The 23442-nt window shown below is 70.7% G+C and carries 23 protein-coding genes; 12 read left to right on the forward strand and 11 right to left on the reverse strand.

Features of this window, described 5'->3' with window-relative positions; genetic code table 11:
- Positions 1-18 precede the first annotated feature (18 nt).
- Genes ADK54_RS31855 through ADK54_RS31875 form a run of 5 tightly spaced genes read right to left on the reverse strand, consistent with a single transcriptional unit; the run spans position 19 to position 5825 of the window.
- The gene (locus ADK54_RS31855; protein WP_053729243.1) at positions 19-822 is read right to left on the reverse strand and encodes an ABC transporter permease; all 804 of its coding nucleotides are present in this window, start codon (positions 820-822) and stop codon (positions 19-21) included.
- Positions 822-1736 carry an ABC transporter permease gene (locus ADK54_RS31860; RefSeq protein ID WP_053729244.1) on the reverse strand — a complete coding sequence of 305 codons (915 nt, stop codon included), beginning with the start codon at positions 1734-1736 and terminating at the stop codon, positions 822-824. Before ADK54_RS31860 ends, ADK54_RS31855 begins: the two co-directional genes overlap by 1 nt.
- Positions 1733-2884, reverse strand: a complete 1152-nt coding sequence (locus ADK54_RS31865) for an ABC transporter ATP-binding protein (protein ID WP_053729245.1) — start codon at positions 2882-2884, stop codon at positions 1733-1735. The genes ADK54_RS31860 and ADK54_RS31865 overlap by 4 nt, the downstream gene beginning before the upstream one ends.
- Before the next feature lie 58 nt (positions 2885-2942).
- Positions 2943-4232, reverse strand: a complete 1290-nt coding sequence (locus tag ADK54_RS31870) for a polyamine ABC transporter substrate-binding protein (RefSeq protein WP_053729246.1) — start codon at positions 4230-4232, stop codon at positions 2943-2945.
- 51 nt (positions 4233-4283) lie between these two features.
- A complete protein-coding gene (locus ADK54_RS31875; protein WP_053729275.1) occupies positions 4284-5825 on the reverse strand; it encodes a gamma-aminobutyraldehyde dehydrogenase in 1542 nt (513 codons plus the stop codon).
- A gap of 151 nt (positions 5826-5976) precedes the next feature.
- Between ADK54_RS31875 and ADK54_RS31880 the strand changes: the two genes are divergently transcribed.
- Positions 5977-6570: an NADAR family protein gene (locus ADK54_RS31880; protein WP_078966790.1), complete on the forward strand. Its 594-nt coding sequence runs from the start codon at positions 5977-5979 to the stop codon at positions 6568-6570.
- Between the two features lie 89 nt (positions 6571-6659).
- On the opposite strand, the gene ADK54_RS31885 is transcribed toward ADK54_RS31880, so the two are convergent.
- The gene (locus tag ADK54_RS31885) at positions 6660-7379 is read right to left on the reverse strand and encodes a DUF4190 domain-containing protein (protein ID WP_053729248.1); all 720 of its coding nucleotides are present in this window, start codon (positions 7377-7379) and stop codon (positions 6660-6662) included.
- A 141-nt stretch (positions 7380-7520) separates the two neighbouring features.
- Here ADK54_RS31885 and ADK54_RS31890 point away from each other — a divergent pair, with 141 nt between their 5' ends.
- From ADK54_RS31890 to ADK54_RS31910, 5 genes are all read left to right on the forward strand, one after another.
- Positions 7521-8552 (forward strand): adenosine deaminase, encoded by a 1032-nt coding sequence (locus ADK54_RS31890; protein ID WP_053729249.1) that lies wholly within the window; start codon positions 7521-7523, stop codon positions 8550-8552.
- 69 nt (positions 8553-8621) lie between these two features.
- On the forward strand, positions 8622-9305 hold the full coding sequence (locus tag ADK54_RS31895; protein ID WP_053729250.1) for a glycerophosphodiester phosphodiesterase: 684 nt from the start codon (positions 8622-8624) through the stop codon (positions 9303-9305).
- A gap of 36 nt (positions 9306-9341) precedes the next feature.
- Entirely contained in the window at positions 9342-10568 is a 1227-nt protein-coding gene (locus ADK54_RS31900; protein ID WP_420717429.1) for a sensor histidine kinase, read from the forward strand.
- Positions 10565-11224, forward strand: coding sequence for a response regulator (locus ADK54_RS31905; protein ID WP_053729251.1), 660 nt, complete (start codon positions 10565-10567; stop codon positions 11222-11224). The genes ADK54_RS31900 and ADK54_RS31905 overlap by 4 nt, the downstream gene beginning before the upstream one ends.
- A gap of 215 nt (positions 11225-11439) precedes the next feature.
- On the forward strand, positions 11440-12660 hold the full coding sequence (locus tag ADK54_RS31910) for a serine hydrolase domain-containing protein (protein ID WP_053729252.1): 1221 nt from the start codon (positions 11440-11442) through the stop codon (positions 12658-12660).
- Positions 12661-12673: 13 nt separating this feature from the next.
- On the opposite strand, the gene ADK54_RS31915 is transcribed toward ADK54_RS31910, so the two are convergent.
- From ADK54_RS31915 to ADK54_RS31925, 3 genes are all read right to left on the reverse strand, one after another.
- Positions 12674-13189 (reverse strand): hypothetical protein, encoded by a 516-nt coding sequence (locus ADK54_RS31915; protein WP_053729253.1) that lies wholly within the window; start codon positions 13187-13189, stop codon positions 12674-12676.
- A 51-nt stretch (positions 13190-13240) separates the two neighbouring features.
- On the reverse strand, positions 13241-14437 hold the full coding sequence (locus ADK54_RS31920) for an ABC transporter substrate-binding protein (protein WP_053729254.1): 1197 nt from the start codon (positions 14435-14437) through the stop codon (positions 13241-13243).
- 150 nt (positions 14438-14587) lie between these two features.
- The gene (locus tag ADK54_RS31925) at positions 14588-16027 is read right to left on the reverse strand and encodes a gamma-aminobutyraldehyde dehydrogenase (RefSeq protein WP_053729255.1); all 1440 of its coding nucleotides are present in this window, start codon (positions 16025-16027) and stop codon (positions 14588-14590) included.
- Positions 16028-16206: 179 nt separating this feature from the next.
- Between ADK54_RS31925 and ADK54_RS31930 the strand changes: the two genes are divergently transcribed.
- The 5 genes from ADK54_RS31930 to ADK54_RS31950 all read left to right on the forward strand — a co-directional run bounded on the left by ADK54_RS31930 (position 16207) and on the right by ADK54_RS31950 (position 21549).
- A complete protein-coding gene (locus tag ADK54_RS31930) occupies positions 16207-16698 on the forward strand; it encodes an Lrp/AsnC family transcriptional regulator (RefSeq protein WP_199827074.1) in 492 nt (163 codons plus the stop codon).
- A complete protein-coding gene (locus ADK54_RS31935; RefSeq protein ID WP_053729257.1) occupies positions 16683-18062 on the forward strand; it encodes an aspartate aminotransferase family protein in 1380 nt (459 codons plus the stop codon). Before ADK54_RS31930 ends, ADK54_RS31935 begins: the two co-directional genes overlap by 16 nt.
- Positions 18063-18239: 177 nt before the next feature.
- The gene (locus ADK54_RS31940; RefSeq protein WP_053729258.1) at positions 18240-18977 is read left to right on the forward strand and encodes an ABC transporter ATP-binding protein; all 738 of its coding nucleotides are present in this window, start codon (positions 18240-18242) and stop codon (positions 18975-18977) included.
- Complete coding sequence (locus ADK54_RS31945) at positions 18959-20116, forward strand: hypothetical protein (protein WP_053729259.1); 1158 nt, start codon at positions 18959-18961, stop codon at positions 20114-20116. Before ADK54_RS31940 ends, ADK54_RS31945 begins: the two co-directional genes overlap by 19 nt.
- Positions 20117-20430: 314 nt before the next feature.
- Positions 20431-21549 carry an LOG family protein gene (locus ADK54_RS31950; protein ID WP_420717430.1) on the forward strand — a complete coding sequence of 373 codons (1119 nt, stop codon included), beginning with the start codon at positions 20431-20433 and terminating at the stop codon, positions 21547-21549.
- On the opposite strand, the gene ADK54_RS31955 is transcribed toward ADK54_RS31950, so the two are convergent.
- Positions 21546-21998, reverse strand: coding sequence for an SRPBCC family protein (locus ADK54_RS31955; protein ID WP_053729261.1), 453 nt, complete (start codon positions 21996-21998; stop codon positions 21546-21548). The two genes, ADK54_RS31950 and ADK54_RS31955, sit on opposite strands and share 4 nt — an antisense overlap.
- Entirely contained in the window at positions 21991-22338 is a 348-nt protein-coding gene (locus ADK54_RS31960; protein ID WP_053729262.1) for an ArsR/SmtB family transcription factor, read from the reverse strand. The genes ADK54_RS31955 and ADK54_RS31960 overlap by 8 nt, the downstream gene beginning before the upstream one ends.
- A gap of 180 nt (positions 22339-22518) precedes the next feature.
- On the opposite strand from ADK54_RS31960, the gene ADK54_RS31965 reads away from it, so the two are divergent.
- Positions 22519-23430, forward strand: a complete 912-nt coding sequence (locus ADK54_RS31965) for a hypothetical protein (RefSeq protein WP_053729263.1) — start codon at positions 22519-22521, stop codon at positions 23428-23430.
- The last annotated feature ends 12 nt before the right edge of the window (positions 23431-23442 follow it).

Raw genomic sequence — 23442 nt, forward strand, 5'->3', positions numbered from 1 at the left:
CTCAGGAACTGCGTACGGTTACGCTTTCGCGCTGTTCTTGCGCCGGTTCGCAATGAATTGTCCGGCGGTGACCACCACGACGGCAATGATGAACATGGCCGTCCCGATGACGTTGATCTGCACGGGCGTGCCGCGCTGCGCCGAACCCCAGACGAACATGGGGAACGTCACGGTGGAGCCCGCGTTGAAGTTGGTGATGATGAAGTCGTCGAAGGACAGCGCGAAGGCGAGCAGGGCGCCCGCCGCGATGCCGGGCGACGCGATCGGCAGCGTCACGCGCAGGAACGTCTGGACGGGACCTGCGTAGAGATCGCGCGCGGCCTCTTCGAGCCTCGGATCCATGGACATCACCCGCGCCTTGACGGCGGTGACGACGAAGCTGAGGCAGAACATGATGTGCGCGATGAGGATCGTCCAGAAGCCCAGCCGCGCGCCCATGTTGAGGAAGAGCGTGAGCAGGGACGCGGCCATCACGACCTCGGGCATCGCCATCGGCAGGAAGATCAGCGAGTTGATCGCGCCGCGCGCCCGGAACCGGTAGCGCACCAGGGCGAACGCGATCATCGTGCCGAGCACGGTCGAGCCGATCGTGGCCCAGAGGGCGATCTGGAGCGACAGCGAGAGCGAGCCGCACATGTCGGCGACCCCGCACGGGTCCTTCCAGGCGTCGGTCGAGAACCGCGTCCAGGAGTAGTTGAAGCGCCCGTTCGGCTTGTTGAACGAGAACACCATCACGACGACGTTCGGCAGGATCAGATACGCGAGGGTCGCGAGCCCCGCGATGACCACGAGGTTGCGGCGCAGCCACTTGAGAACGGGCATCAGACCAGGTCCTCCGTCCCGGCTCGGCGGATGTAGACGGTGACCATGACCAGGACGACCGCCATCAGGATGAAGGAGAGGGCGGCGGCCGTCGGATAGTCCAGGACCCGCAGGAACTGCGACTGGATGACGTTGCCGACCATCTTCTGGTCGGTGGATCCGAGCAGTTCGGCGTTCACGTAGTCGCCGCTGGCCGGGATGAAGGTGAGCAGGGTGCCGGAGACGACGCCGGGCATCGACAGCGGGAAGGTCACCTTGCGGAAGGTGGTGGCGGGCGTCGCGTACAGGTCGCCGGCCGCTTCGTGCAGCCGGGAGTCGATGCGTTCGAGGGACGTGTACAGCGGCAGGATCATGAACGGCAGGAAGTTGTACGTGAGTCCGCACACCACCGCCATCGGCGTGGCCAGGACCCGGTTTCCCTCGGTCCAGCCCAGCCAGTTGGTGACGTCCAGGACGTGCAGCGAGCTCAGCGCGTGCACCACGGGACCGCCGTCGGCCAGGATCGTCTTCCAGGCCAGGGTGCGGATCAGGAAGCTGGTGAAGAACGGCGCGATGACCAGGACCAGCACGATGTTGCGCCAGCGGCCCGCCTTGAAGGCGATCAGATAGGCCAGCGGATAGCCGAGCAGCAGACACAGCAGGGTCGCCGTTCCCGCGTACAGCAGGGAGCGGATGAACTGCGGGTAGTACTCCTTGAAGGCGTCCCAGTACGTCTGGAAGTGCCAGGTGACCTGGAAGCCCTTCTCAAGTGAGCCTGTCTGTACGGAAGTTGAGGCCTGGTACACCATCGGCAGCGCGAAGAACACGATCAGCCAGAGGATGCCGGGCAGCAGCAGCCAGTACGGGACGAGCCGCTTGCGGGTGGACGCCTTGCGCACGACGGGCTCGGCGGGCGCCTCGGCCAGGGCGGTCACGCGGCGTCCTCGACCTTCTCGACGCCCGCGTCGATGGCCTGCGCCGCGTCGAGGCCGAAGGTGTGCGCCGGGTTCCAGTGCAGGACGACCTCGGCGCCGGGGGTGAGCCGGGTGTCGCGCTCGATGTTCTGCTCGTACACGGAAAGGCCGCTGCCCGCCGGGGAGTCCACCAGGTACTGGGTGGAGACGCCGATGAAGGACGAGTCGACGATGCGGCCGGTGACGCGGTTGCGGCCCTCCGCGATGGCGCCCTCGTCGTCGCGGTGGGCGAGCGAGATCTTCTCGGGGCGTACGCCGACGAGGAGCTTGCCGCCGCTGGTCGTGGGGGCCGAACATCGCCCGCCGGGCAGCCTCAGCTTGGCGCCGCCCGCGGTGACGACGAGGTCGTCGCCGCTCTTCTCCGCCACCTCGGCCTCGATGAGGTTGGAGGTGCCGAGGAAGTTCGCTACGAACGTGGTCTGCGGGTTCTCGTACAGGTCGGCCGGGGCGCCGAGCTGTTCGACCCGGCCGCCGTTCATCACCGCGACCGTGTCGGCCATCGTCATGGCCTCCTCCTGGTCGTGGGTGACGTGCACGAAGGTGATGCCGACCTCGGTCTGGATGCGCTTGAGCTCCAGCTGCATCTGGCGGCGCAGCTTGAGGTCGAGGGCGCCGAGCGGCTCGTCGAGGAGCAGCACCTGGGGGTGGTTGATGAGCGCGCGGGCGACCGCGACGCGCTGCTGCTGGCCGCCGGAGAGCTGGTGCGGCTTGCGGTGGGCGAAGTCGCCGAGCTGCACGAGCTCCAGCATGTCGTCGACCTGCTTCTTCACCGACTTGATGCCCCGCCGGCGCAGCCCGAAGGCGATGTTCTCGGTGACGTTCAGGTGCGGGAAGAGCGCGTACGACTGGAAGACGGTGTTCACCGGCCGCTTGTACGGCGGCAGGTCGGTGACGTCCTCGTCGCCGAGGAAGACCGTGCCGGTGGTCGGCTCCTCAAGCCCGGCGATCATGCGGAGCGTGGTGGTCTTGCCACAGCCGGACGCGCCGAGCAGGGCGAAGAACGAGCCCTGCGGGACGGTCAGTTCGAGCGGGTGGACGGCGGTGAAGGAGCCGTACGTCTTGCTGATCCCGGTGAGGCGGACGTCGCCGCCGGCGGTGCTGTCAGTCATGGGTGGGGTCCCAGGGTGTTGAGGGGGAAGGGGGGACTCTGATCAGGGGGCGGGCGGCTCAGGCTCCGATGAGCTTGGAGAACTTCTGCTCGTACGCCGTCTCCTCGGCCTCGCTGAGCGAGCGGAAGGAGTGGGACTTCGCGGTCATCGCCCGGTCCGGCAGGATGAGTTCGTTCTGTGCGAGCGCCGGGTCGATCTTGGCGAGTTCGTCGCGGACCCCGTCGACCGGGCACTGGTAGTTGATGAACGCGGCGAGCTTGGCGGCCACCGGGAGCTCGTAGTAGTAGTCGATCAGCTTCTCCGCGTTGCTCTGGTGCCGTGCCTTCGCCGGGACCAGCAGGTTGTCGCTGGAGGTCATGTAACCGGCTGCCGGGATCGCGTACTTGATGTCCGGGTTGTCGGAGCGCAGCTGGGTGACGTCGCCGCCCCAGGCGACACATGCCGCGAGGTCGCCCTTCACCAGGTCGCCGGTGTAGTCGTTGCCGGTGAAGCGGCGGATCTGCTTGGAGTCCACGCCCTTCTGGAGCCGCCCGATCGCGGCGTCGAAGTCGGCGTCGGTGAACTTCGCCGGGTCCTTGCCGAGGTCGAGCAGGGTCATCCCGATGGTGTCGCGCATCTCGGAGAGGAAGCCGACCCGGCCCTTGAGGCTCGGGTCGTCGAGCAGCTGGGTGACGGAGTCGACCTTCTTGCCGCCGGTCGCCTTGGCGTTGTAGGCGATGACGGTCGGGATGCCGGTCCAGGGGTAGGAGTAGGCGCGGCCCGGGTCCCAGTCGGGCATCCGGAACTGGGGCGCCAGGTTGGCGTAGGCATGGGGCAGACGGGCGGGGTCGAGCTGCTGCGCCCAGCCGAGGCGGATGAGCCGGGCTGCGAGCCAGTCGGTGAGGACGACGAGGTCCCGGCCGGTGTCCTGGCCGGCCGCGAGCTGCGGCTTGATCTTGCCGAAGAACTCGACGTTGTCGTTGATGTCCTCGGTGTACTTGACCTGGATCCCGGTGCGGCGGGTGAACTCGTCCAGCGTCGGATGGTGCTTCTTGTCGTCGCTGATGTCCATGTACTGCGTCCAGTTGGAGAAGTTGATCTCCTTCTCCTGGGCGGAGTGGTCCGCGTTGGACGGTCCGGTGCCGTTCTCCTTCTTGGCCGCCGGGATGCCACAGGCGCTCAGGCCGGCGAGACCGCCGACGGTGAGCGCGCCGACGCCCGAGGCGCGCAGCAGGGAACGGCGGGTCAGGGCGCCCCGGCCGTTGGTCATGCTGCGCCGGATGGCGGTCAGTTGGGCCGCGGCGAGGGGGTCCCTCCCTGCTCGAACGGAGTCGAGGGCTTGGGGGACGGCGGGCTCGTACTGCTCCATGTGCTGTATGCCCTTTCGGGTGGGTTCGGTGGCCTGGTCGGGCCGCCTCTGCTATCGGTCCCCGAAGATCGTGCGGTGCCAGTCCTTCCTGGCGACCGCTGTGTTGTCGTACATCACATGCTTGACCTGCGTGTACTCCTCGAAGGAATACGCCGACATGTCCTTTCCGTAACCGCTCGCCTTGTAGCCGCCGTGCGGCATCTCGCTGATGATCGGAATGTGGTCGTTGATCCACACACAGCCCGCCTTGATCTCGCGGGTGGCACGTCCCGTTCGGTACACGTCCCGGCTCCAGGCGGAGGCGGCGAGACCGTAGGGGGTGTCGTTGGCGAGCGCGATGCCCTCGTCGTCGCTGTCGAAGGGCAGCACCACCAGGACCGGGCCGAAGATCTCGGCCTGGACGGCCTCGCTGTCCTGGGGGGCGTCGGCGATGAGGGTGGGCCGGTAGTAGGCGCCGTCGTTCTTGGGGGCTTCGCCGCCGGTGACGATCCGGGCGTAGCCCTTGGCCCGCTCGACGAAGGCGGCGACGCGGTCGCGGTGGGTGTGCGAGATCAGCGGGCCGAGGTCGGTGTCCGCGCTGAACGGGTCGCCGATCCGGACGGTCTCCATGAGCGCCGCGGTCTGCTCGACGAAGGCCTGGTACAGCGGGCGCTGGACGTAGGCGCGGGTGGCGGCGGTGCAGTCCTGGCCGGAGTTGATGAGGGACGCGGCGACCGCGCCGTGCACGGCGGCCTCCAGGTCGGCGTCGTCGAAGACCACGAAGGGGGCCTTGCCGCCGAGTTCGAGGTGGAGGCGCTTGACGGTCCTGGTGGCGATCTCGGCGACCCGCTTGCCCACTCCGGTCGAGCCGGTGAAGGAGGTCATCACGACGTCCGGGTGGCCGACGAGGTGCTCGCCGGCGTCCTTCCCGGCGCCGGTGACGATGTTGACGACCCCGTCCGGGATCCCGGCCTCCTTGGCGGCCTCGGCGAACAGGAGCGAGGTCAGCGGGGTGGTCTCGGCGGGCTTGAGGACGATGGTGTTGCCCGCCGCGATCGCCGGGAGGATCTTCCAGGCGGCCATCTGGAGCGGGTAGTTCCAGGGCGCGATGGACCCGACGACGCCGATCGGCTCGCGGCGTACGTAGGAGGTGTGGTCGCCCGAGTACTCCCCGGCCGACCTGCCTTCCAGGTGCCGGGCCGCGCCCGCGAAGAACGCGGTGTTGTCGATGGTGCCGGGCACGTCGAACTCGCGGCTCAGCTTGATGGGCTTGCCGCACTGGAGGGACTCGGCCTGCGCGAACTCCTCGGCGCGCTCGGCGAGGACCTCCGCGAGGCGGTGCAGGGCGGCCGAGCGCTCGCCGGGGGTCGCGCCGGACCAGCCGGCGAAGGCCTCCTTGGCCGCGGCGACCGCCGCGTCGACATCGGCGGGACCCGCGAGCTCGTAGTCGTACACCGTCTCCCCCGTCGCCGGGTCGACGACCGCGTGGCGGCGCCCGGAGGTGCCGGGGCGCAGCCGCCCGCCGATGTACTGGGCACCGGCCGCGAAGCGGTCCTGCGCCGGGAAGCGGGGTTCTGCCGGGGTGCGATTGCCGTTGCCGCTGTCGGTGTCCATGTCGCCCACGTTCTTCGTAGCTCCAGCTGGATTTGAGTGACGATCCTGACAGAGGCACATCTGGCCAACAAGTGATTCCGTTGTTGCCTTTTGGTTACGCGACGGAATCTGTCGACCATGTGTCGCGTCGGGGCGGTCATGGCCCGACGTAGTGTCAGTGGCGCCTGTCAGACTCGCGTGCATGGAAGAAATCACGGGGGACCGCGCACCACTCGACGAACTGATCGCGCAGGTCAAGAACGGTGACCGGATCAAGTTCCTGCATTTCTGGGGACACCGTCCGACGCGGGACGGCTCACTCGGCCCGAGCTGTTTCAGTCAGTGGTGGCCGTCACGCTTCATGGTCGACGGTGTCGAGTACGCGACGGCCGAGCACTGGATGATGGCATCGAAGGCGCGGCTGTTCGGAGACCCGGAGGCGGAGCGCGCGGCGCTCACGGCGGCGAACCCGGCGCTCGCGAAGAAGGCCGGGCGCCTGGTGCGCGGCTTCGACGACGCGGTGTGGCAGCGGGAGCGGTACGGGATAGTCCTGGCCGGCAGCCTGCACAAGTTCGGCCAGGACGAGGCGCTGCGGGAGTACCTGCTCGGCACCGGCGACCGGGTGCTGGTCGAGGCGAGCCCGTTGGACCGGATCTGGGGCATAGGCCTGGCGGCGGACGCCCCGGAGGCGGCCGATCCCGCGCGCTGGCGTGGCCTGAACCTGCTGGGCTTCGCGCTGACGGAGGCGCGGGAGCGGCTGCGCTGACGTCCTGCGGCTTGGCCCCGGCACAGCGGAGGGGGCCGGTGGGGCCCCCTCCGCCGAGCTGAGGTTCCTGGACGTACCTCGGGCGTTCCTCAGCGGGCCGATACGGCCAGCGACAGGAAGTTCGAGTAGTCGTCGTAGCCGCTGTAGTCGCTGTGGTGCGAGGGCGCGTTGGCCACCAGCACGATCAGCAGCACGAGGATCACGATGCCGAGCACGATGCCGGCGATGCCCATGATGATGCCCGCGAGCGCCTGGCCGCGGTTGTTGGCCTCGCCGCGGGTGACCCGGCCCTTGCCGAGCAGGCCGAAGATCAGCGCAAGGGCGCCGAGCACGATGCCGGCGATGCCCCAGGAGCAGATCATGAGCACACACGCGGCGATGCCGAGCACCATCGCGGCGACGCCGAACCCGTTCTGCGGGGCGGGCATCCCGGTCCAGCCGGGGTAGCCGTAGGCGGCCTGCTGCTGGCCCGGGTATCCGGGGTAGCCCTGGGCGGGCTGCTGCGGGTAGCTGGGGTAGCCGTAGCTGCCGGGGACCGCCTGGCCGGGCGGCGCGGGCGGCGGCGTCGGGCCGCCGAAGCCGGGGCCGGGAGCCTGCTGCCCGGGCGCTCCCGGGAAGGGGCCCTGGGCCGGGGCGCCGCCGGGGGCTCCCTGCGCCGGGGCGCCGTTCTGACCGTCGGCACCGGGCATCGAGACGACCGTCTGCTGGTCGTGCACCGGCGGCTTGTCCAGCGGAACCTTGTGCTCCGGCGGCGCCCAGGGGTCGCGGGGCTCCTGGCCTCCCGACGGCTGCTGGGTGTTGTCTGACATGGGCCTCCCCCATCGTGGTTCCGTCATGCTACGGCCCCGGGTTTCAGCCGGGACCGCCCGGCCTACCATGATCCCCGACGGGCGAAGGCCCTGCGCCGCCGACCGCGCGAGGACCCTCGCGGCAGACCCATGGAGGACCCCATGACCGACCTGCACCCCTTCATCGCGGGGCTGCCCAAGGCCGAGCTCCACGTGCACCACGTGGGCTCCGCCTCGCCGCGCATCGTGGCCGAACTGGCTGCCCGCCACGCGGACTCGAAGGTTCCCACCGACCCCGAGGCGCTCGCCGACTACTTCACGTTCACGGACTTCGCCCACTTCATCGAGGTCTACCTCTCGGTCGTCGACCTGATCCGCACCCCGGAGGATGTGCGCCTTCTCACCTACGAGGTGGCCCGGGACATGGCCCGGCAGAACATCCGCTACGCCGAGCTGACCATCACGCCGTTCTCCTCCACCCGCCGCGGCATCGACGAGCACGCGTTCATGGACGCGATCGAGGACGCCCGCAAGGCGGCCGCGACCGAGTTCGGCACGGTTCTGCGCTGGTGCTTCGACATTCCGGGCGAGGCCGGCCTGGAGGCCGCCGCCGAGACGGCCCGGCTCGCCACCGAGGACGGGGTGCGCCCGGAGGGCCTGGTCTCCTTCGGCCTGGGCGGCCCCGAGATCGGGGTGCCACGGCCGCAGTTCAAGCCGTACTTCGACCGCGCCATCGCCGCGGGGCTCCACTCCGTACCGCACTCGGGCGAATCCACCGGGCCGCAGTCCATCTGGGACGCCCTGATCGAGCTGCGCGCCGAGCGCATCGGCCACGGCACCAGCGCCACCCAGGACCCGGCGCTCCTCCAGCACTTGGCCGAGCGGCGGATCGCCCTGGAGGTCTGCCCGACGTCCAACCTGGCGACCCGGGTGGTGCCCGACCTGGACCAGCACCCCATCAAGGAGATGGTGGCCGCGGGCGTGCTCGTCACGATCAACAGCGACGACCCGCCGATGTTCGGCAGCGACCTCAACAACGAGTACGCGGTCGCCGCCCGCCTTCTCGACCTGGACGAGCGGGGCCTGGCGGACCTCGCCAAGAACGCCGTCGAGGCGTCCTTCCTCGATCCGGCGGGCAAGACCCGGCTCGCGGGCGAGATCGACGACTACACCGCGAAGTGGCTCGCGCGCTGAGAACCGCGTCCGACTCCCGGGACCCGGCGCCGGCTGGCTGACCCCGGCGCCGCTCAGCACAATGGCCCCATGCGCACCGTGACAGCCGTGGCCCACCGCGGCGACCCGTACCGCGTCCGCGAGAACACGCTCCCCTCCATCGCCTCGGCCCTGGAGCGGGGCGCGGACGCGGTGGAGATCGACGTCCGCACCACCCGGGACGGCGTGCCCGTGCTGCTGCACGACGCGACGCTGAAACGGCTGTGGGACTTCGACCGCCCGATGGCCGAGCTGCCGTACGAGGAGGTGCGGGAGGTGACCGGCGGCGGGGTCCCCACCCTGCGCCAGGCGCTGATCGCGGTCGGCGCGCACCGGGTGATGCTCGATCTGCCGGGCGCCACCGAGGCGTCGGTGCGCAAAGCGGTGAACACGGTGCGCGAGTGCGGTGCGGGGGAGCGCGTCTACTACTGCGCGGGGCCGGTCACCATGCTGTGGGTGCGTGCCGCCGACCCGAACGCCGAGATCGCCCTGACCTGGACGAAGCCCGCCCCGCCGCGGCCGGCCCTGGTCGACGCCATCAAGCCGCGCTGGCTCAACTACCGCTTCGGGATTGTGAGTTCGGAGCTGGTGGAGCGGGTCCACCGGGACGGGATGCTCGTCTCGGCGTGGACCGCGGACACCACGCGCACGCAGCGTCGGCTCATCGAGCACGGGGTGGATTCGATCACCACCAACCGGGTGGACGCGCTGCGCGGGATCCTGTCCCGGCGTTGAACGGCCGCGCTTCAGGGGGACAAAGGGGGGCACAGGGTGGGTGCGCAAAGCCTGACGGCACGGCTGCAGGCGGCGAACGGGTGGGCCGTCGACATCGGGCTCGCCCTGCTGGTGCAGGTGGCGATGTCGATCCCGTTCGTCGTCGAGCGGCCCGACGGGCTGCGCCCGGCCACCTGGGCGGACTACGCCCTGACCTCGCTGGCCGTGCTGCCGCTGGTGTGGCGGCGGCGCGCCCCGGTCGCGGTGACGCTCGCGGTCCTGGCGGCCGGAGCGGCGTACAAGCTGACTCTGGACGGGCCCGGTCAGCCGCTGCCCTACCCGGGGCTCGTCGCTCTCTACTCGGTGGCCGCGCTGTCCCCGGTGCGCAAGCGGGTCTCCGTCGCCGCGTTGGTCGCGGTCCTGATCGCGCCCTCGGTGGCGCTCAACACCGAGGACGCCAAGGAGTTGCTGTTCTCCTTCTTCGTCTTCGGTGCCGCGTACGCGCTCGGGCGGCTGACCCACACCCGGCAGGCCTACACCGCGGCCGTCGAGGACCGCGCGGCGCAGCTGGAGCGGGCCAACCGGATCGAGGCCGAGCAGGCCACGGCGCGCGAACGGGCCCGGATCGCGCGGGAGATGCACGACATCCTCTCGCACGCCGTCAGCATCATGATCGTGCAGGCCGAGGCGGGCCCGGTCGCGGTGCGGGCGGCGCCCGCGCGGGCGGAGGCGGCGTTCGAGGCGATCTCCGAGACGGGCCGGGACGCGATGGTGCAGCTGCGCCGGATGCTGGGGGTGCTGCGGGAGGAGACCACCCCGGACGCCCCGCGTGAACCGCAGCCGGGCACGGCGGCGCTGCCCGCGCTGGTCGAGCGGGTCTCCCTGGGCGGCGGCCCCTCGGTCACGTACGAGACGAAGGGCGCGGCCCGCCCGCTCCCCCAGGCCACCGGGACGACCGTGTACCGGATCGTGCAGGAGGCCCTGACGAACGCGGTGAAGCACGCGGCGGCGACGACCGTGTCCGTACAACTGGCTTACTCCGAGCAGGAGTTGACGATCACGGTCCGGGACGACGGAGGCGGACCCGGCACCGCACTCGTGGCCGGCACCGCGCCGGGCCCCGGCACCGGCCACGGCCTGATCGGCATCCGCGAACGCGCGGCGGCACACGGCGGCACCGCATCGGCGGGACCGGGCCCGGACGGCCGGGGCTTCGAGGTCAGGGCCGTCATCCCGCTGACCACCACGTCCTCGATAGCCTCCTGTCCGGAGGTGGGGAGATGACGATCCGCGTGGTGGTGGCCGACGACCAGGAGCTGGTGCGCAGCGGTTTCGCCCTGATCCTGGACGTGCAGCCGGACATCGAGGTGGTCGCCGAGGTGGGGGACGGCGCCCAAGCCGTCGACGCCGTACGCCGGTTGGCGCCCGATGTGGCGCTGCTCGACATCCGGATGCCGCACCTGGACGGCATCGAGGCGTGCCGGGCGATCAGCGCGGCGAGCGCGTGCCGCACCGTGATGCTGACCACCTTCGACTCGGACGAGTACGTGTACGAGGCGCTGCACGCCGGGGCGAGCGGCTTCCTCCTCAAGGACGTCCGGCGGGACGATCTGGTGCACGCGGTACGGGTGGTGGCGGCGGGGGACGCGCTGCTCGCGCCGTCGGTGGCGCGGCGACTGGTCGCCGAGTACACGTCGAGACCCGCCGCGCCGGCCCCCTCCGGTCGCCTCGACGCGCTGACCGCCCGCGAACGCGAAACGCTGCTGCTGCTCGGCCGGGGCCTGTCCAACGCCGAGATCGCGGCCGAACTGACGGTGTCCGAGCACACGGTGAAGACGCACGTGGGCAATGTGCTGGCGAAGCTGGGCCTGCGCGACCGCGTCCAGGCGGTGATCTGCGCGTACGAGACGGGGCTGATCTCGGCGGGTTCCCCCGCGTGAAGGGCGCCATCGCCTGAGGGGCAGGCCTCCCGAGATGCCGTCCCTCGCGAGGGGAACCTCCCTCCCCGGAGGGAGGCGGCACCGCCCGACTCCCCCGCACAGGCGAGGAATCACGGCGGGCAGAACCCCCCGTCACGGCGATCCGCGCGAGCCCCGCGATCAGCAGGATGGGACCCCTCAGCACAGCAACCCCATCCGATCACGGAGACCCCGCCATGAATGCCCGCACCCGTACTCGCACCACGCTCATAGCCACCACCCTCGTCCTCGGGCTCTCGATGGGCCCGGCCCTCGCCGCCGCCCCGGCGCCCGCCGCGAGCCGGACCGCCGCCCGGCACACCGCCGACGCCCTCGAAACCGCAGCCCTGCGCGCGGCCATCGCGGGCGCCGGAAAGCCCGGCGCGGACGCGACCGCCGCGCTGGTGAGAGTCGGCGGCACCGAGGGTGGCTGGCGCGGCAGTGCCGGGGTGCACGATCTGGCGGGCAATACCCCGGCGGACCCGAACGCGCGGTTCCGGGTGGGGTCGGTCACCAAGGTCTTCACCGCGGCCATGGTGCTGCAACTCGCGAGCGAGGGCCGGGTCGACCTGAACCGGCCGGCGCGCGCCTACCTGCCCGACCTGATTCCGGCGGGGTACCGCGATGTGACGGTGCGTCAGCTCCTCAACCACACGAGCGGCATCCCGTCCGTCGGCTCGCCCGACGACTCCCTGGACCACCTCTACGCGCACCGCTTCGAGAGCCGCGACCCGGCCGACGTGGTGCGTGCGGCGACCGCGCGGAAGCGGGACTTCGCGCCCGGCACCATGCAGCACTACGACAACATCGGTTACACCGTGGCCGGCCTCCTGATCGAGCGGGTCACCGGCGACTCGTACGCCCACCAGCTCTCCACCCGCATCCTGCGGCCCCTGCGCCTGAACGACACCTACGTCCCCGGCGCCGCCGACCCCACCATCCGCGGCCCGCACAACCACGGCTACCAGGTGTTCACCGAGCCGGGCGGCTCGACCGAGTTGCGGGACGTGACGGTGTGGGGCGCCGGGGACACCTTCGCGGCGGGCGATCTGATCTCCACCACGGCCGACCTGGAGCGCTTCACGCGGGCCCTGTTCACCGGCCAGGTGGTGCGCGGCGCGCAGCTGAAGGAGATGTTCACGCTGCCCGGCCCGTCGGTGCGCGACATGAAGACGGGCAAGCCGGCCGCGTACAGCGTGGGCCTGTCGACGATACGGCTCGGCGGCCACGACGTGTGGGGCAAGACGGGCGGCCGCTGGGGCTACAACTCGGCGATCGCGGCGACGGTGTCGCCCACCGGGACGCTCACACGCACCCTGGTGTACAGCGTCAACTCCACGGACGCGAAGGGCTCGGACATGAATCCCACCGCCCTGCGCCTCATGATCGCCACCTTCGGCGCGCCGGACCCGGCCTGACCACCCGCCCCCCTCAAGCAGGGACGGGCACCCGCTCCCCCATCGCCTCCAGCACCTTGATCTTGCGCCGCACCACGTAGAGCGGGATCACCCCGAACACCCCGAAGGACATGTCGATCACCGACCACCAGAAGGGGATTCCCCTGATGGGCCCGCAGATCAGGGCGAGCGGGACGATCCCCGCACAGGCGATCATCCCGAACTCGACGACCCAGATGTTGCGGACGGGATCACGCAGCACCCCGTAGAAGGCGACGGCGATGACGAGGTGGGCGAAGGCCAGCCAGTCCGTCCCGTACAGCAGGAACGGGTACTCGGCATCCGCCGAATCAAGCCCGTCCCGCACCCGGTCGATCCAGCTGCTGAGCCCCGGCAGCCAGTCACCGAGCGGTGTGTTCCGCAACAGGGACTGCGTCCAGTGCAGTTCGTGGACCAGGGGAAAGGCGGTCAGTCCGCTCAGCACGAGACAGACGATGAAGACGACCAACCACACGCGGGTACGCCGCAACAGGGCGCTTCGCTCGCTCATGATCGCAAGCGTACGCCTCTGTTGAACGCGTTCAAAACGCAGGTCGGCCCGCTACAGCCCCACGATCGCGTTCCACCGCTTCGCGAACTCCACCCGTTCCTCCGACGTGATGTCCCGCGCGATCGCGAGCCGCTTGCGCATCGCGTCGTCCGGGAAGATCAGCGGGTCCTCGGCGAGTTCGGCCTCGTCCTTGTCCTTGGAGGAGGCGAGGACCTCGCGGGCGGCCGGGACCGGGCAGACGTAGTTGACCGAGGCGGCCAGCTCGGCGGCGACCTGGGGGTCGTAGTAGTAGTCGACCAGCGCCTCCGCGTTCGCCTTGTGGCGGGCCAGGTTGGGGATCATCATCGATTCCGCCCAGAGTTCCGCGCCCTCCTCGGGCACCACGAACTCGATGTCGGGGTTGTCCGCCTTCAGCTGGAACACGTCGCCGCTGTAGGCCTGACAGGCCAGCACGTCGCCCTTGTTGAGGTCGCTGGTGTAGTCGTTGCCGGTGAAGCGGCGGATCTGCTTCTTCGCGACCAGCTTCTCGACCTGGTCGCACATCCGGTGGAAGTCGGCCGCGGTCCACTTGGTGATGTCGACGCCGTCGCCCTGCATCAGGAGCGCGAACGACTCGTCGAGTCCGGAGAACAGCGTCACCTTGCCCGCGAGCCGCGGGTCCCACAGGTCGCTGACGTGCTTGAGCTCGCGCCCGAGCTTCTTCTTGTTGTACGCGATGCCGGTGATCCCGGACTGCCACGGGACGCTGTGCAGGCGCCCGTTGTCGAAGGCGGGGGTGCGCAGCTGGGGGTCGAGGTAGCGGGTGACGTTGGGCTGCTTGGCGCGGTCCATCTCCTGCACCCAGCCGAGCCGCACGAACCGGGCCGCCATCCAGTCGCTGATCACCATCAGGTCCCGGCCGGTCTCCTGGTGGTTCATCAGCGCCGGGCTGATCTTCCCGAAGAACTCGTCGTTGTCGTTGATCTCCTCGGTGTACGTGACGGAGATCCCGGTGCTCTTGGTGAACGCGTCCAGGGTGGGGCGCTTGGAGGCGTCGTTGTCGTCGACGTCTATGTAGAGCGGCCAGTTGGCGAAGGTGAGGGACTTGTCGGCCGCCGAGCGGTCGCGCCCGGCCCGGTCGCCCGGTTCGACGTACGCCGCGGGAACCCCGCAGCCGGCCAGGGCGGCCAGCGCGGCGCCGCCGCCGAGGGCGCGCAGCAGGCCGCGGCGGGAGAGGGGGCTGGTGGCGGGGAACGCGGTCGGTCGCATTCCGGCAGGATGCCCGCGCAGGGCACCGGGTTCAATGGACGCTGCGTACAGCCGTACGCCCCAGGCCAGACACCCTGTCGGGGGCGCGGGGCGGCGAAAAAGGGGCGGGGGATCAACTCCCCCGCCCCTTCGGCGCGTTCAGGCCCTGGCTCAGCCTTCGATGGACGTCATCACGTGCTTGATGCGGGTGTAGTCCTCGAAGCCGTACGCCGAGAGGTCCTTGCCGTAGCCGGACTTCTTGAAGCCGCCGTGCGGCATCTCGGCGACCAGCGGGATGTGGGTGTTGATCCACACGCAGCCGAAGTCGAGGTTCTTGGACATCCGCATGGCGCGGGCGTGGTCCTTGGTCCACACCGAGGAGGCGAGCGCGTACTCGACGCCGTTCGCGTACTCCAGGGCCTGGGCCTCGTCGGTGAAGGACTGGACGGTGATGACCGGCCCGAACACCTCGTTCTGGATGATCTCGTCGTCCTGCTTGAGGCCCGAGACGACGGTCGGGGCGTAGAAGTAGCCCTGCTCGCCGACCCGGTGGCCGCCCGCCTCGACCTTGGCGTGCGCGGGGAGGCGGTCGATGAAGCCGGAGACCTGCTTGAGCTGGTTGGCGTTGTTGAGCGGGCCGTACAGCACGTCCGCGTCGTCCGGCTGCCCGGTCTTGGTGTCGGAGGCGGCCTTGGCGAGCGCGGTCACGAAGTCGTCGTGGATCGACTCGTGCACGAGGACGCGGGTCGCGGCCGTGCAGTCCTGGCCCGCGTTGAAGTAGCCGGCGACCGCGATGTCCTCGACGGCCTTGGCGATGTCGGCGTCCTCGAAGACGACGACCGGGGCCTTGCCGCCGAGCTCCAGGTGGACGCGCTTGACGTCCTTGGCGGCGGACTCGGCGACCTGCATGCCGGCCCGTACGGAACCGGTGATGGAGGCCATCGCCGGGGTCCTGTGCTCCACCATCGCGCGGCCGGTGTCGCGGTCGCCGCAGATGACGTTGAAGACGCCCTTGGGGACGATCGCGCCGATGATCTCGGCGATGAGGACGGTCGAGGCGGGGGTGGTGTCCGACGGCTTGAGGACGACGGTGTTGCCCGCGGCGAGCGCCGGGGCGAACTTCCACACGGCCATCATCATCGGGTAGTTCCACGGCGCGACCTGCGCGCAGACGCCGACCGGCTCGCGGCGGACGATCGAGGTCATCCCCTCCATGTACTCGCCGGCGCTGCGGCCTTCGAGCAGCCGGGCCGCGCCCGCGAAGAAGCGGATCTGGTCCACCATCGGCGGCACTTCTTCGGTGCGGGTGAGCTCGATCGGCTTGCCGGTGTTCTCCGACTCGGCGGCGATCAGCTCCTCGGCGCGCTCCTCGAAGGCGTCGGCGATCTTGAGCAGTACGCGCTGGCGCTCGGCGGGCGTGGTGTCGCGCCAGGCCGGGAACGCGGCGGCGGCGGCCGCCATGGCGGCGTCCACGTCCTCCTGGCCGGAGAGCGGCGAGGTCGCGTACGCCTCGCCCGTGGCCGGGTTGACCACCTCGATGGTCCGCCCGTCGGCAGCATCGCGGAACTCTCCGTCGATGTAGTTGCGCAAACGACGCAGTTCGGTGGTCACTTCGCTGGCCTCCCGGTCCGATGTCCGATGGGTGAGACAGCCCACCCTAGCCGGTGAGGCGACGCTTTCGACAGACCCAACGCCCTCGAACTTCGGATTCAGTTCTCTGGAGGTCACGGAACAACGAATTTCATCGCTTTGGGGTTGCGGGACGGACGAGTCGGGTGCACAGTGGCTCCGTGGCCAGCCGAAGCACAGAACCCAGGATCGGGAACGGACAGTCCCCGTCGATCGATGCCGTCTCCCTGGCGATCATCGAGCAGCTCCAGGAGGACGGGCGCCGCCCGTACGCAGCGATCGGAAAGGCCGTCGGCCTGTCCGAGGCGGCCGTGCGCCAGCGCGTCCAGAAGCTCCTGGACCAGGGCGTCATGCAGATCGTCGCCGTCACCGACCCGCTCACCGTGGGATTCCGGCGCCAGGCGATGGTCGGCATCCGCGTCGAGGGCGACCTCGACCCCGTGGCGGAGGCGCTGACGGCCATGGCCGAGTGCGAGTACGTGGTGATGACCGCGGGCTCCTTCGACCTGATGGTGGAGGTCGTCTGCGAGGACGACGACCACCTTCTCGAAGTGATCAACAAGAGGATCCGCGCGCTCCCCGGCGTGCGTTCCACCGAGAGCTTCGTCTATCTCAAGCTGAAGAAGCAGACCTATATGTGGGGAACCCGATAGCCGTGAGCAAGGACCTCAGCCAGACCGCCTACGACCACCTGTGGATGCACTTCACCCGCATGTCGTCGTACGAGAACGCGCCCGTTCCCACCATCGTCCGTGGCGAGGGCACCTACATCTACGACGACAAGGGCAAGAAGTACCTGGACGGCCTGTCGGGCCTGTTCGTCGTCAACGCCGGCCACGGCCGTCACGAGCTCGCCGAGACCGCCTACAAGCAGGCGCAGGAACTGGCCTTCTTCCCGGTCTGGTCCTACGCCCACCCCAAGGCCGTCGAGCTCGCCGAGCGCCTCGCGAACTACGCGCCGGGCGACCTCAACAAGGTCTTCTTCACCACCGGTGGCGGCGAGGCCGTCGAGACCGCGTGGAAGCTGGCGAAGCAGTACCACAAGCTCACCGGCAACCACACGAAGTACAAGGTCATCTCGCGTGCGGTCGCCTACCACGGCACCCCGCAGGGCGCCCTGTCCATCACCGGTCTGCCCGCCCTGAAGGCGCCCTTCGAGCCGCTGGTCCCCGGCGCGCACAAGGTGCCGAACACCAACATCTACCGCGCCCCGATCCACGGCGACGACCCGGTGGCCTTCGGCCGCTGGGCCGCCGACCAGATCGAGCAGGAGATCCTCTTCGAGGGCCCCGAGACCGTCGCCGCCGTCTTCCTGGAGCCGGTGCAGAACGCGGGCGGCTGCTTCCCGCCGCCGCCCGGCTACTTCCAGCGCGTGCGCGAGATCTGCGACAAGTACGACGTGCTGCTCGTCTCCGACGAAGTCATCTGCGCCTTCGGCCGCCTGGGCACGATGTTCGCCTGCGACAAGTTCGACTACGTGCCGGACATGATCACCTGCGCCAAGGGCATGACCTCGGGCTACTCCCCGATCGGCGCCTGCATCATCTCCGACAGGCTCGCCGAGCCGTTCTACAAGGGCGACAACACCTTCCTGCACGGCTACACCTTCGGCGGCCACCCGGTCTCCGCCGCGGTGGGCCTCGCCAACCTCGACATCTTCGAGAAGGAGGGTCTCAACCAGCACGTGCTCGACAACGAGGGCGCCTTCTTCGACACCCTCAAGAAGCTGCACGACCTGCCGATCGTCGGCGACGTCCGCGGCAACGGCTTCTTCTACGGCATCGAGCTCGTGAAGGACAAGGCCACCAAGGAGACCTTCAACGACGAGGAGACCGAGCGCGTCCTGTACGGCTTCCTGTCGAAGGCGCTCTACGACAACGGCCTGTACTGCCGGGCGGACGACCGCGGCGACCCGGTCGTCCAGCTCGCCCCGCCGCTGATCTCCGACCAGGGCACCTTCGACGAGATCGAGGGCGTCCTGCGCGAGGTCCTGACGGAGGCCTGGACGAAGCTCTAGCCCAGTACGCCGTCCGCACCGGCCCGGTTGCGCCCATCGAGTGAGATGGGCGGGACCGGGCCGCGTGCTGTCCGGACAGCCACGCCCCACTCCCTAGCGTGCCCAGTGACCGATCGGCCCTGCCTTCGTTCCCCCGTACGGGGAGCAGGAATTCTGATCTGAACCGAGGTATGCACCATGGTGGCTCCGCCGGACAGCGACGTGTTGTGGGCGCGTTCCCTGCACCATTCCCACAGCGGCTCGCCCGCCCTGACCGGCGTCAGCGTCGGGGTCCGCGAGGGTGAGATCCTCGCCGTCGGCGGCCCGCGCGGCAGCGGCAAGACGACCCTGCTGCGCTGCCTGTCCGGGTCCCTCGTGCCGGACGAGGGCGAGGTGTGGTTCAACAGCGGGCCCGTGCACACCCTGGGCGCCGTCGCCCGTGAGCGGCTTCGGCGCGACCGGTTCGGCTGGATCGACCCCGAGCCCGCCCTGGTCCCCGAGCTGAACGCGTGGGAGAACGCGGCCCTGCCCCTGTTGTTGCGCGGCATCGGGCACCGCGCCGCCAAGAAGGCCGCCCTGGAGTGGCTGGAGCGGCTCGACATCGACATGTGCGCCAAGAAGCGCCCGCACGCCCTGCTCCAGGCGCAGCGTCAGCGCGTGGCGCTCGCCCGCGCCCTGGTCACCGGGCCTGCCGTGCTGTTCGCCGACGAGCCGACCGCGACCCTGCACCGCGCCGACCGCGCGCAGGTGTTGCGGACCCTGCTCACCGCGGCCCGCTCGCACCGGATCACCACGGTCATGGCCACCCACGACACCGATGTCGCGGCGCTCGCCGACCGCACGGTGGTCCTCATCGACGGCTGCCGCGTCAACTCCCGTGGAAACACCGGCACTTCGGATGCGGAGGGTATCTCGGCGTGCTCGCTCTCCGTCTAGCCCGCGGTTCCCATCCCCTGGTCCTGCTGCGCCGCCTGCTGGTGTCCGCCGCGTCCGCCGGGGTCGGGTTCCTCCTGCTGTGCACGCTCGGTTACGCGGTCGGCCATCCCGGCGCTTCGGGGCTGCGGCTGCTGTGGTGCGTGGTTCCGCTGGCCGCCACGGCGCAGTTCGCGGTCGCCGTGGCCCGCACCGACCCGAGCACCCGGCCCCGCGAAGGGCTCTCCGCGGTGGGTCTGGGCCCGGCCCGGCTCGCCGCGGTCGCGGCCGTGTCCACGGCGGTGTCGTGCACGCTGGGCTCGGCGGTCGCGCTCCTGGTCTATCTCCACCTGCGCGGTGACATCACCGGGCTCCCCTTCGACGGGGAGGCCGCCGGGCTGCTCGCCGCCGACCAGCCGATGCCGCTGGCGGGTGCCCTGACCCTGCTCGCCGCCCTGCCGGTCACGGCGTCGGTGGCAGCCGGGCTCGCCCTGCGCCCGCGCACCCTGCGTCCCGGCGACGTGTGCGACCCGGTGCACCCCGAGGAGCCCGCGCCGACGCCGAGCGGCCTGCCGTGGGGCTTCGCCCTCGTCGCGGCGGGCCTCGCGGTCCAGACGTACGTGAGCCGGGGCGACCGGGCTTCCTCCTTCCCGATGCCGGGCCACCCGGGGGCCAGCCCGGCCGGGGTGCTCGGCGGCTGGGCGCTGACCGCGGTCGGCCTGGCACTCGCGGGTCCTGCGGTGGCCCACTTCAGCGGGCGGCTGCTGCAGCTGGTCCGCCCGGGCGCGGCCCGCCTGCTCGCGGGCCGGATCCTGATGTCGGAGGCCCGCCGCATCGGGCGCCCGCTGGGGGTGGTGTGCGCGGTGGCCTCCGGGGGGATCGCGGCGGCCACGCTGTACGGGGACCGGGCCGGGCCGCACCCCTTCGGCCCGCTGACCGGGCTCGGCGCGGCCCTGGTGATCAGCTGCCCGCTCGCCACGCTGCTGACCGCGGCCCTGGAATCCCGCCACGCCCGCGCCGACACGACCCAGTCCCTGGTGGCCCTGGGCACCCCGGCGGCCCTGCTCCGAACCGCCGCGTCCCTGCGAGCCCTGGCCCTGCTGGTCGTCTTCACCCCGCTGACGGTGACGATCGCGGCACTGGCGGCACTGCCGCTGCGGTAGGGGGCGGTGCCGCTGGGGCTGCGCCCCAGACCCCGGGATGCCCCACCCCACCCCTTCCCGAAACCCGCCGGAGGTTGTCGTTCGGCTGCGGCCCGGTGGTCGTTCCTGGGGCTCCGCCCCACACCCCGTTCGCGCCTGAAGGGCGCTCGTCCTCAAACTCCCCCAAGGCCTCAAGGGCCAGGGGCCCCCATGACGGGCTGGGATGCCTGTACCCGGCGCTGCCAGGGGCGCGGGGAACTGCGCGAGCAACCACGCACGGTCCGCTGTCGAAGGCCCGGATCCGCGCAATCCACGCAGCGCCTAGCATGGTCGCCGTGCCGGACGAAGACGCGAAGTTTCCCGCGGGCAGCGACACCGAGATCGAATCGCTGGCCGAGTTCGACGCGGCGGCGGCGCACGCGACGCTGGCCGGATTCAGGGTGCAGTCGGTGGACCTGACGGCCCGTACGCCCGTACTGCTGCGCACCGACACGGCCGGCGCCGTGTTTCTCGGCTGCGCCATGGAGCCGGACGCCGCCGCGAAGGTCAGGGCCGACGGCGCGCTGGTCTTCCCGCCCGTCCCGCACCTGCCCTTCGACCCGTACCGGGGCACGCTCTACTCCCCCGCCGAGCTCTTCGAGGGGCTCGCCGCGGGCTACGAGCGGACCCCGGACGCGCTCTCGTACGCCTGGTTCCAGCGGACCAAGGCGGACGGCGACATCTTCTCCTCGATGCTGCGTTCCATCCACGACGAGGCGATCTCGGACGCCCTGGACGAACTGCTCGTCGGGGCGAGGGTGGTGGGTGTGATGGGCGGCCACACGATGGGCCGAGGCACGGCCGAGTACGAGGGTGCGGCGGTGCTCGGGCGCACGCTGGCCCGCGCCGGGTTCACCGTGGCGACGGGCGGTGGCCCGGGTGCGATGGAGGCCGCGAACCTGGGTGCGTACGCGGCGCCCTTCGACGACGCGATGCTGGGCTCGGCCCTCGAACTCCTCGCCGAGGAGCCCTCGTTCAGGCCCTCCGTGTCGGCGTGGGCACGCGCCGCCTTCGAGGTGCGTACGAAGTGGCCGCGCGGCGGCACCTCCGTGGGCATCCCGACCTGGTTCTACGGGCACGAGCCGCCGAACGCCTTCGCGGGCGCGATCGCCAAGTACTTCGCCAACGCCACCCGCGAGGACGGCCTGCTCGCCCGCTCCAACGCGGGGGTCGTCTTCCTGCCGGGCGCGGCCGGCACCGTACAGGAGATCTTCGACAACGCGACGCCGAACTACTACGAGTCGCGGGGCACCCCGACGCCGATGGTCCTGGTCGACCGCGCGCACTGGACCGAGCGCCTGCCCACCTGGCCGCTGCTCGAAGCGCTGGCCGAGGACCGGCCGATGGCGGGCCGGATCGCCCTGGTCGACTCGGTGTCCGAGGCGCCCGGGGCGCTGGCCCGCATGTCGCGCTAGCGCTGGGCGAGGTGGCCGGCGAGGGTGTCGAAGAAGTGCGCCCAGCCGCCCCTGGCCTGCTCGTACTGCTCGGCCGTGAGGTTGCCGCCGCGCTGGGTGAAGACCATTTCGGTCTTGTCGCCGTGGTCGGCGAAGGTGACGGTGACGATCTCGCCCTCGATGTCGGCGGGCGCGGACGCGTCCTTGAGCGTGAAGACGAGCCGCTCCGGCTCGACGACCTCCTTGTAGACGCCGCCGAACGGCATCTCGCCGTGGCCGGGGACGAGCATGACGAGGCTCCAGGCGCCGCCGGGGCGCACGTCCAGAGAGATCCGGTCGAGCGGGACCTCGGCCGCGCCGCCGTACCAGGCGGCGAAGTGCTCGGGGGTGGTCCAGGCCCGGAAGACCAGGTCGCGGGGGGCGTCGAAGACGCGGGTGATCTCGATGCCGTCGTTCACGTTCTCACTCATCGTTGTTCTTTCCTTTCTGGAGCTGTCGCAAGTGTTCCGCGAGAGCGTCGAAGCTGCCTTCCCAGAACCGCCGGTACCGCTCCAGCCAGTCGGTGGCGTCCGCGAGGGGCGCCGCCTCAAGCCGGCAGGGCCGCCACTGGGCCGAGCGGCCGCGGGTGATCAGTCCGGCCTTCTCCAGCACCTTCAGGTGCCGGGAGACGGCCGGGAGGCTCATCTCGAACGGCTCGGCGATCTCACCGACCGCGGCCTCCCCCTCGGCGAGCCGGGCGAGGATCGCGCGGCGCGTGGGGTCGGCCAGGGCGGCGAAGACGGCGCTGAGCCGGTCGGTCGCGTCCGCCATGCTACTTAACCACCTCGTTAATTAACCAGTACGTTAAATGTAGCGGTGAGGGCCGGACGGCGCAAGGGAACGGCGAGCGGGCAAGAGGTCGCCCCACTCAGGCAACTCCCAAGGGGCGGTAAACGTCTGGTAAAGCGGAGTGGGGCGAACGGGTTGCCCCCGCCAGGAACGGAGTCACTTGTGCTGCTCGGTCTGCTGACCGCCATCGCCGCCTCGGTCTGCTACGGCACGGGTTCGGTCCTGCAAGCCGTCGGGTCCCGCAAGTCCGCCCGCCGCGACGCGGCCGCGAGCGACCGGACCCAGCACGGCGGGCCCAGCCTCTCCTCCACCGCGAAGGCGGCGACGACCTGGGAGTTCATAGTCGGGACCATCCTCGACTTCGTCGGGTTCGGCCTCGGCGCGCTGGCGGCCCGGCTGCTCCCCCTCTTCCTGTCCCAGACGGTGATCAGCGCGAACCTGGTCATCACGGCGGTCCTCAGCGTGAAGCTCCTCGGCATCCGGCTGAGCCGCGCGGAGTGGACGTCGATCGGCGTGGTCTGCTCGGCCCTGGTCCTGCTCGCGACGGCGGCGGGCCACGAGGGCAGCGGCCACACGGAGATGTCAACGCACTGGTGGCTCCTGGCGGTTGCGCTGGTGCTGATGGCAGGAGGCACGGTGGTGGTACGCCTCATGGGCGCCCGCGCCGCGATCCTGGCGGGCCTCCTGTCCGGTCTGGGCTTCGGCGCGCTCGGCGTCGGCGTCCGCGTCCTGAACGGCATCGACCCCTTCGACGCCGGCGCCCTGCTCACCGACCCGGCGCTGTACGCGATCCTGGTGGCCGGCATCGGCGGCATGTACCTGCACACGGTGGCCCTGCAGATCGGCTCGGTGAACGGCGCGACGGCGGCGCTGGTGGTGGGCGAGACGGTGCTGCCGGGCGCGATCGGGGTGCTGTGGCTGGGGGACGCGTCCCGGGCGGGCCTGGCGTGGATGGCCGTCCTGGGCTTCGTCCTGGCGGTGGCCGGGGCGGTGGCGGTGGCGTGGTTCGGCTCGCCCGAGGGCCACGGGGCGGCTGAGCCGACCCGGGCGAAGGAACTGACCCCGGCGGGGTGAACGCGGGCCCTC

The sequence above is a fragment of the Streptomyces sp. WM6378 genome, from assembly GCF_001279695.1.
Taxonomy (GTDB): domain Bacteria; phylum Actinomycetota; class Actinomycetes; order Streptomycetales; family Streptomycetaceae; genus Streptomyces.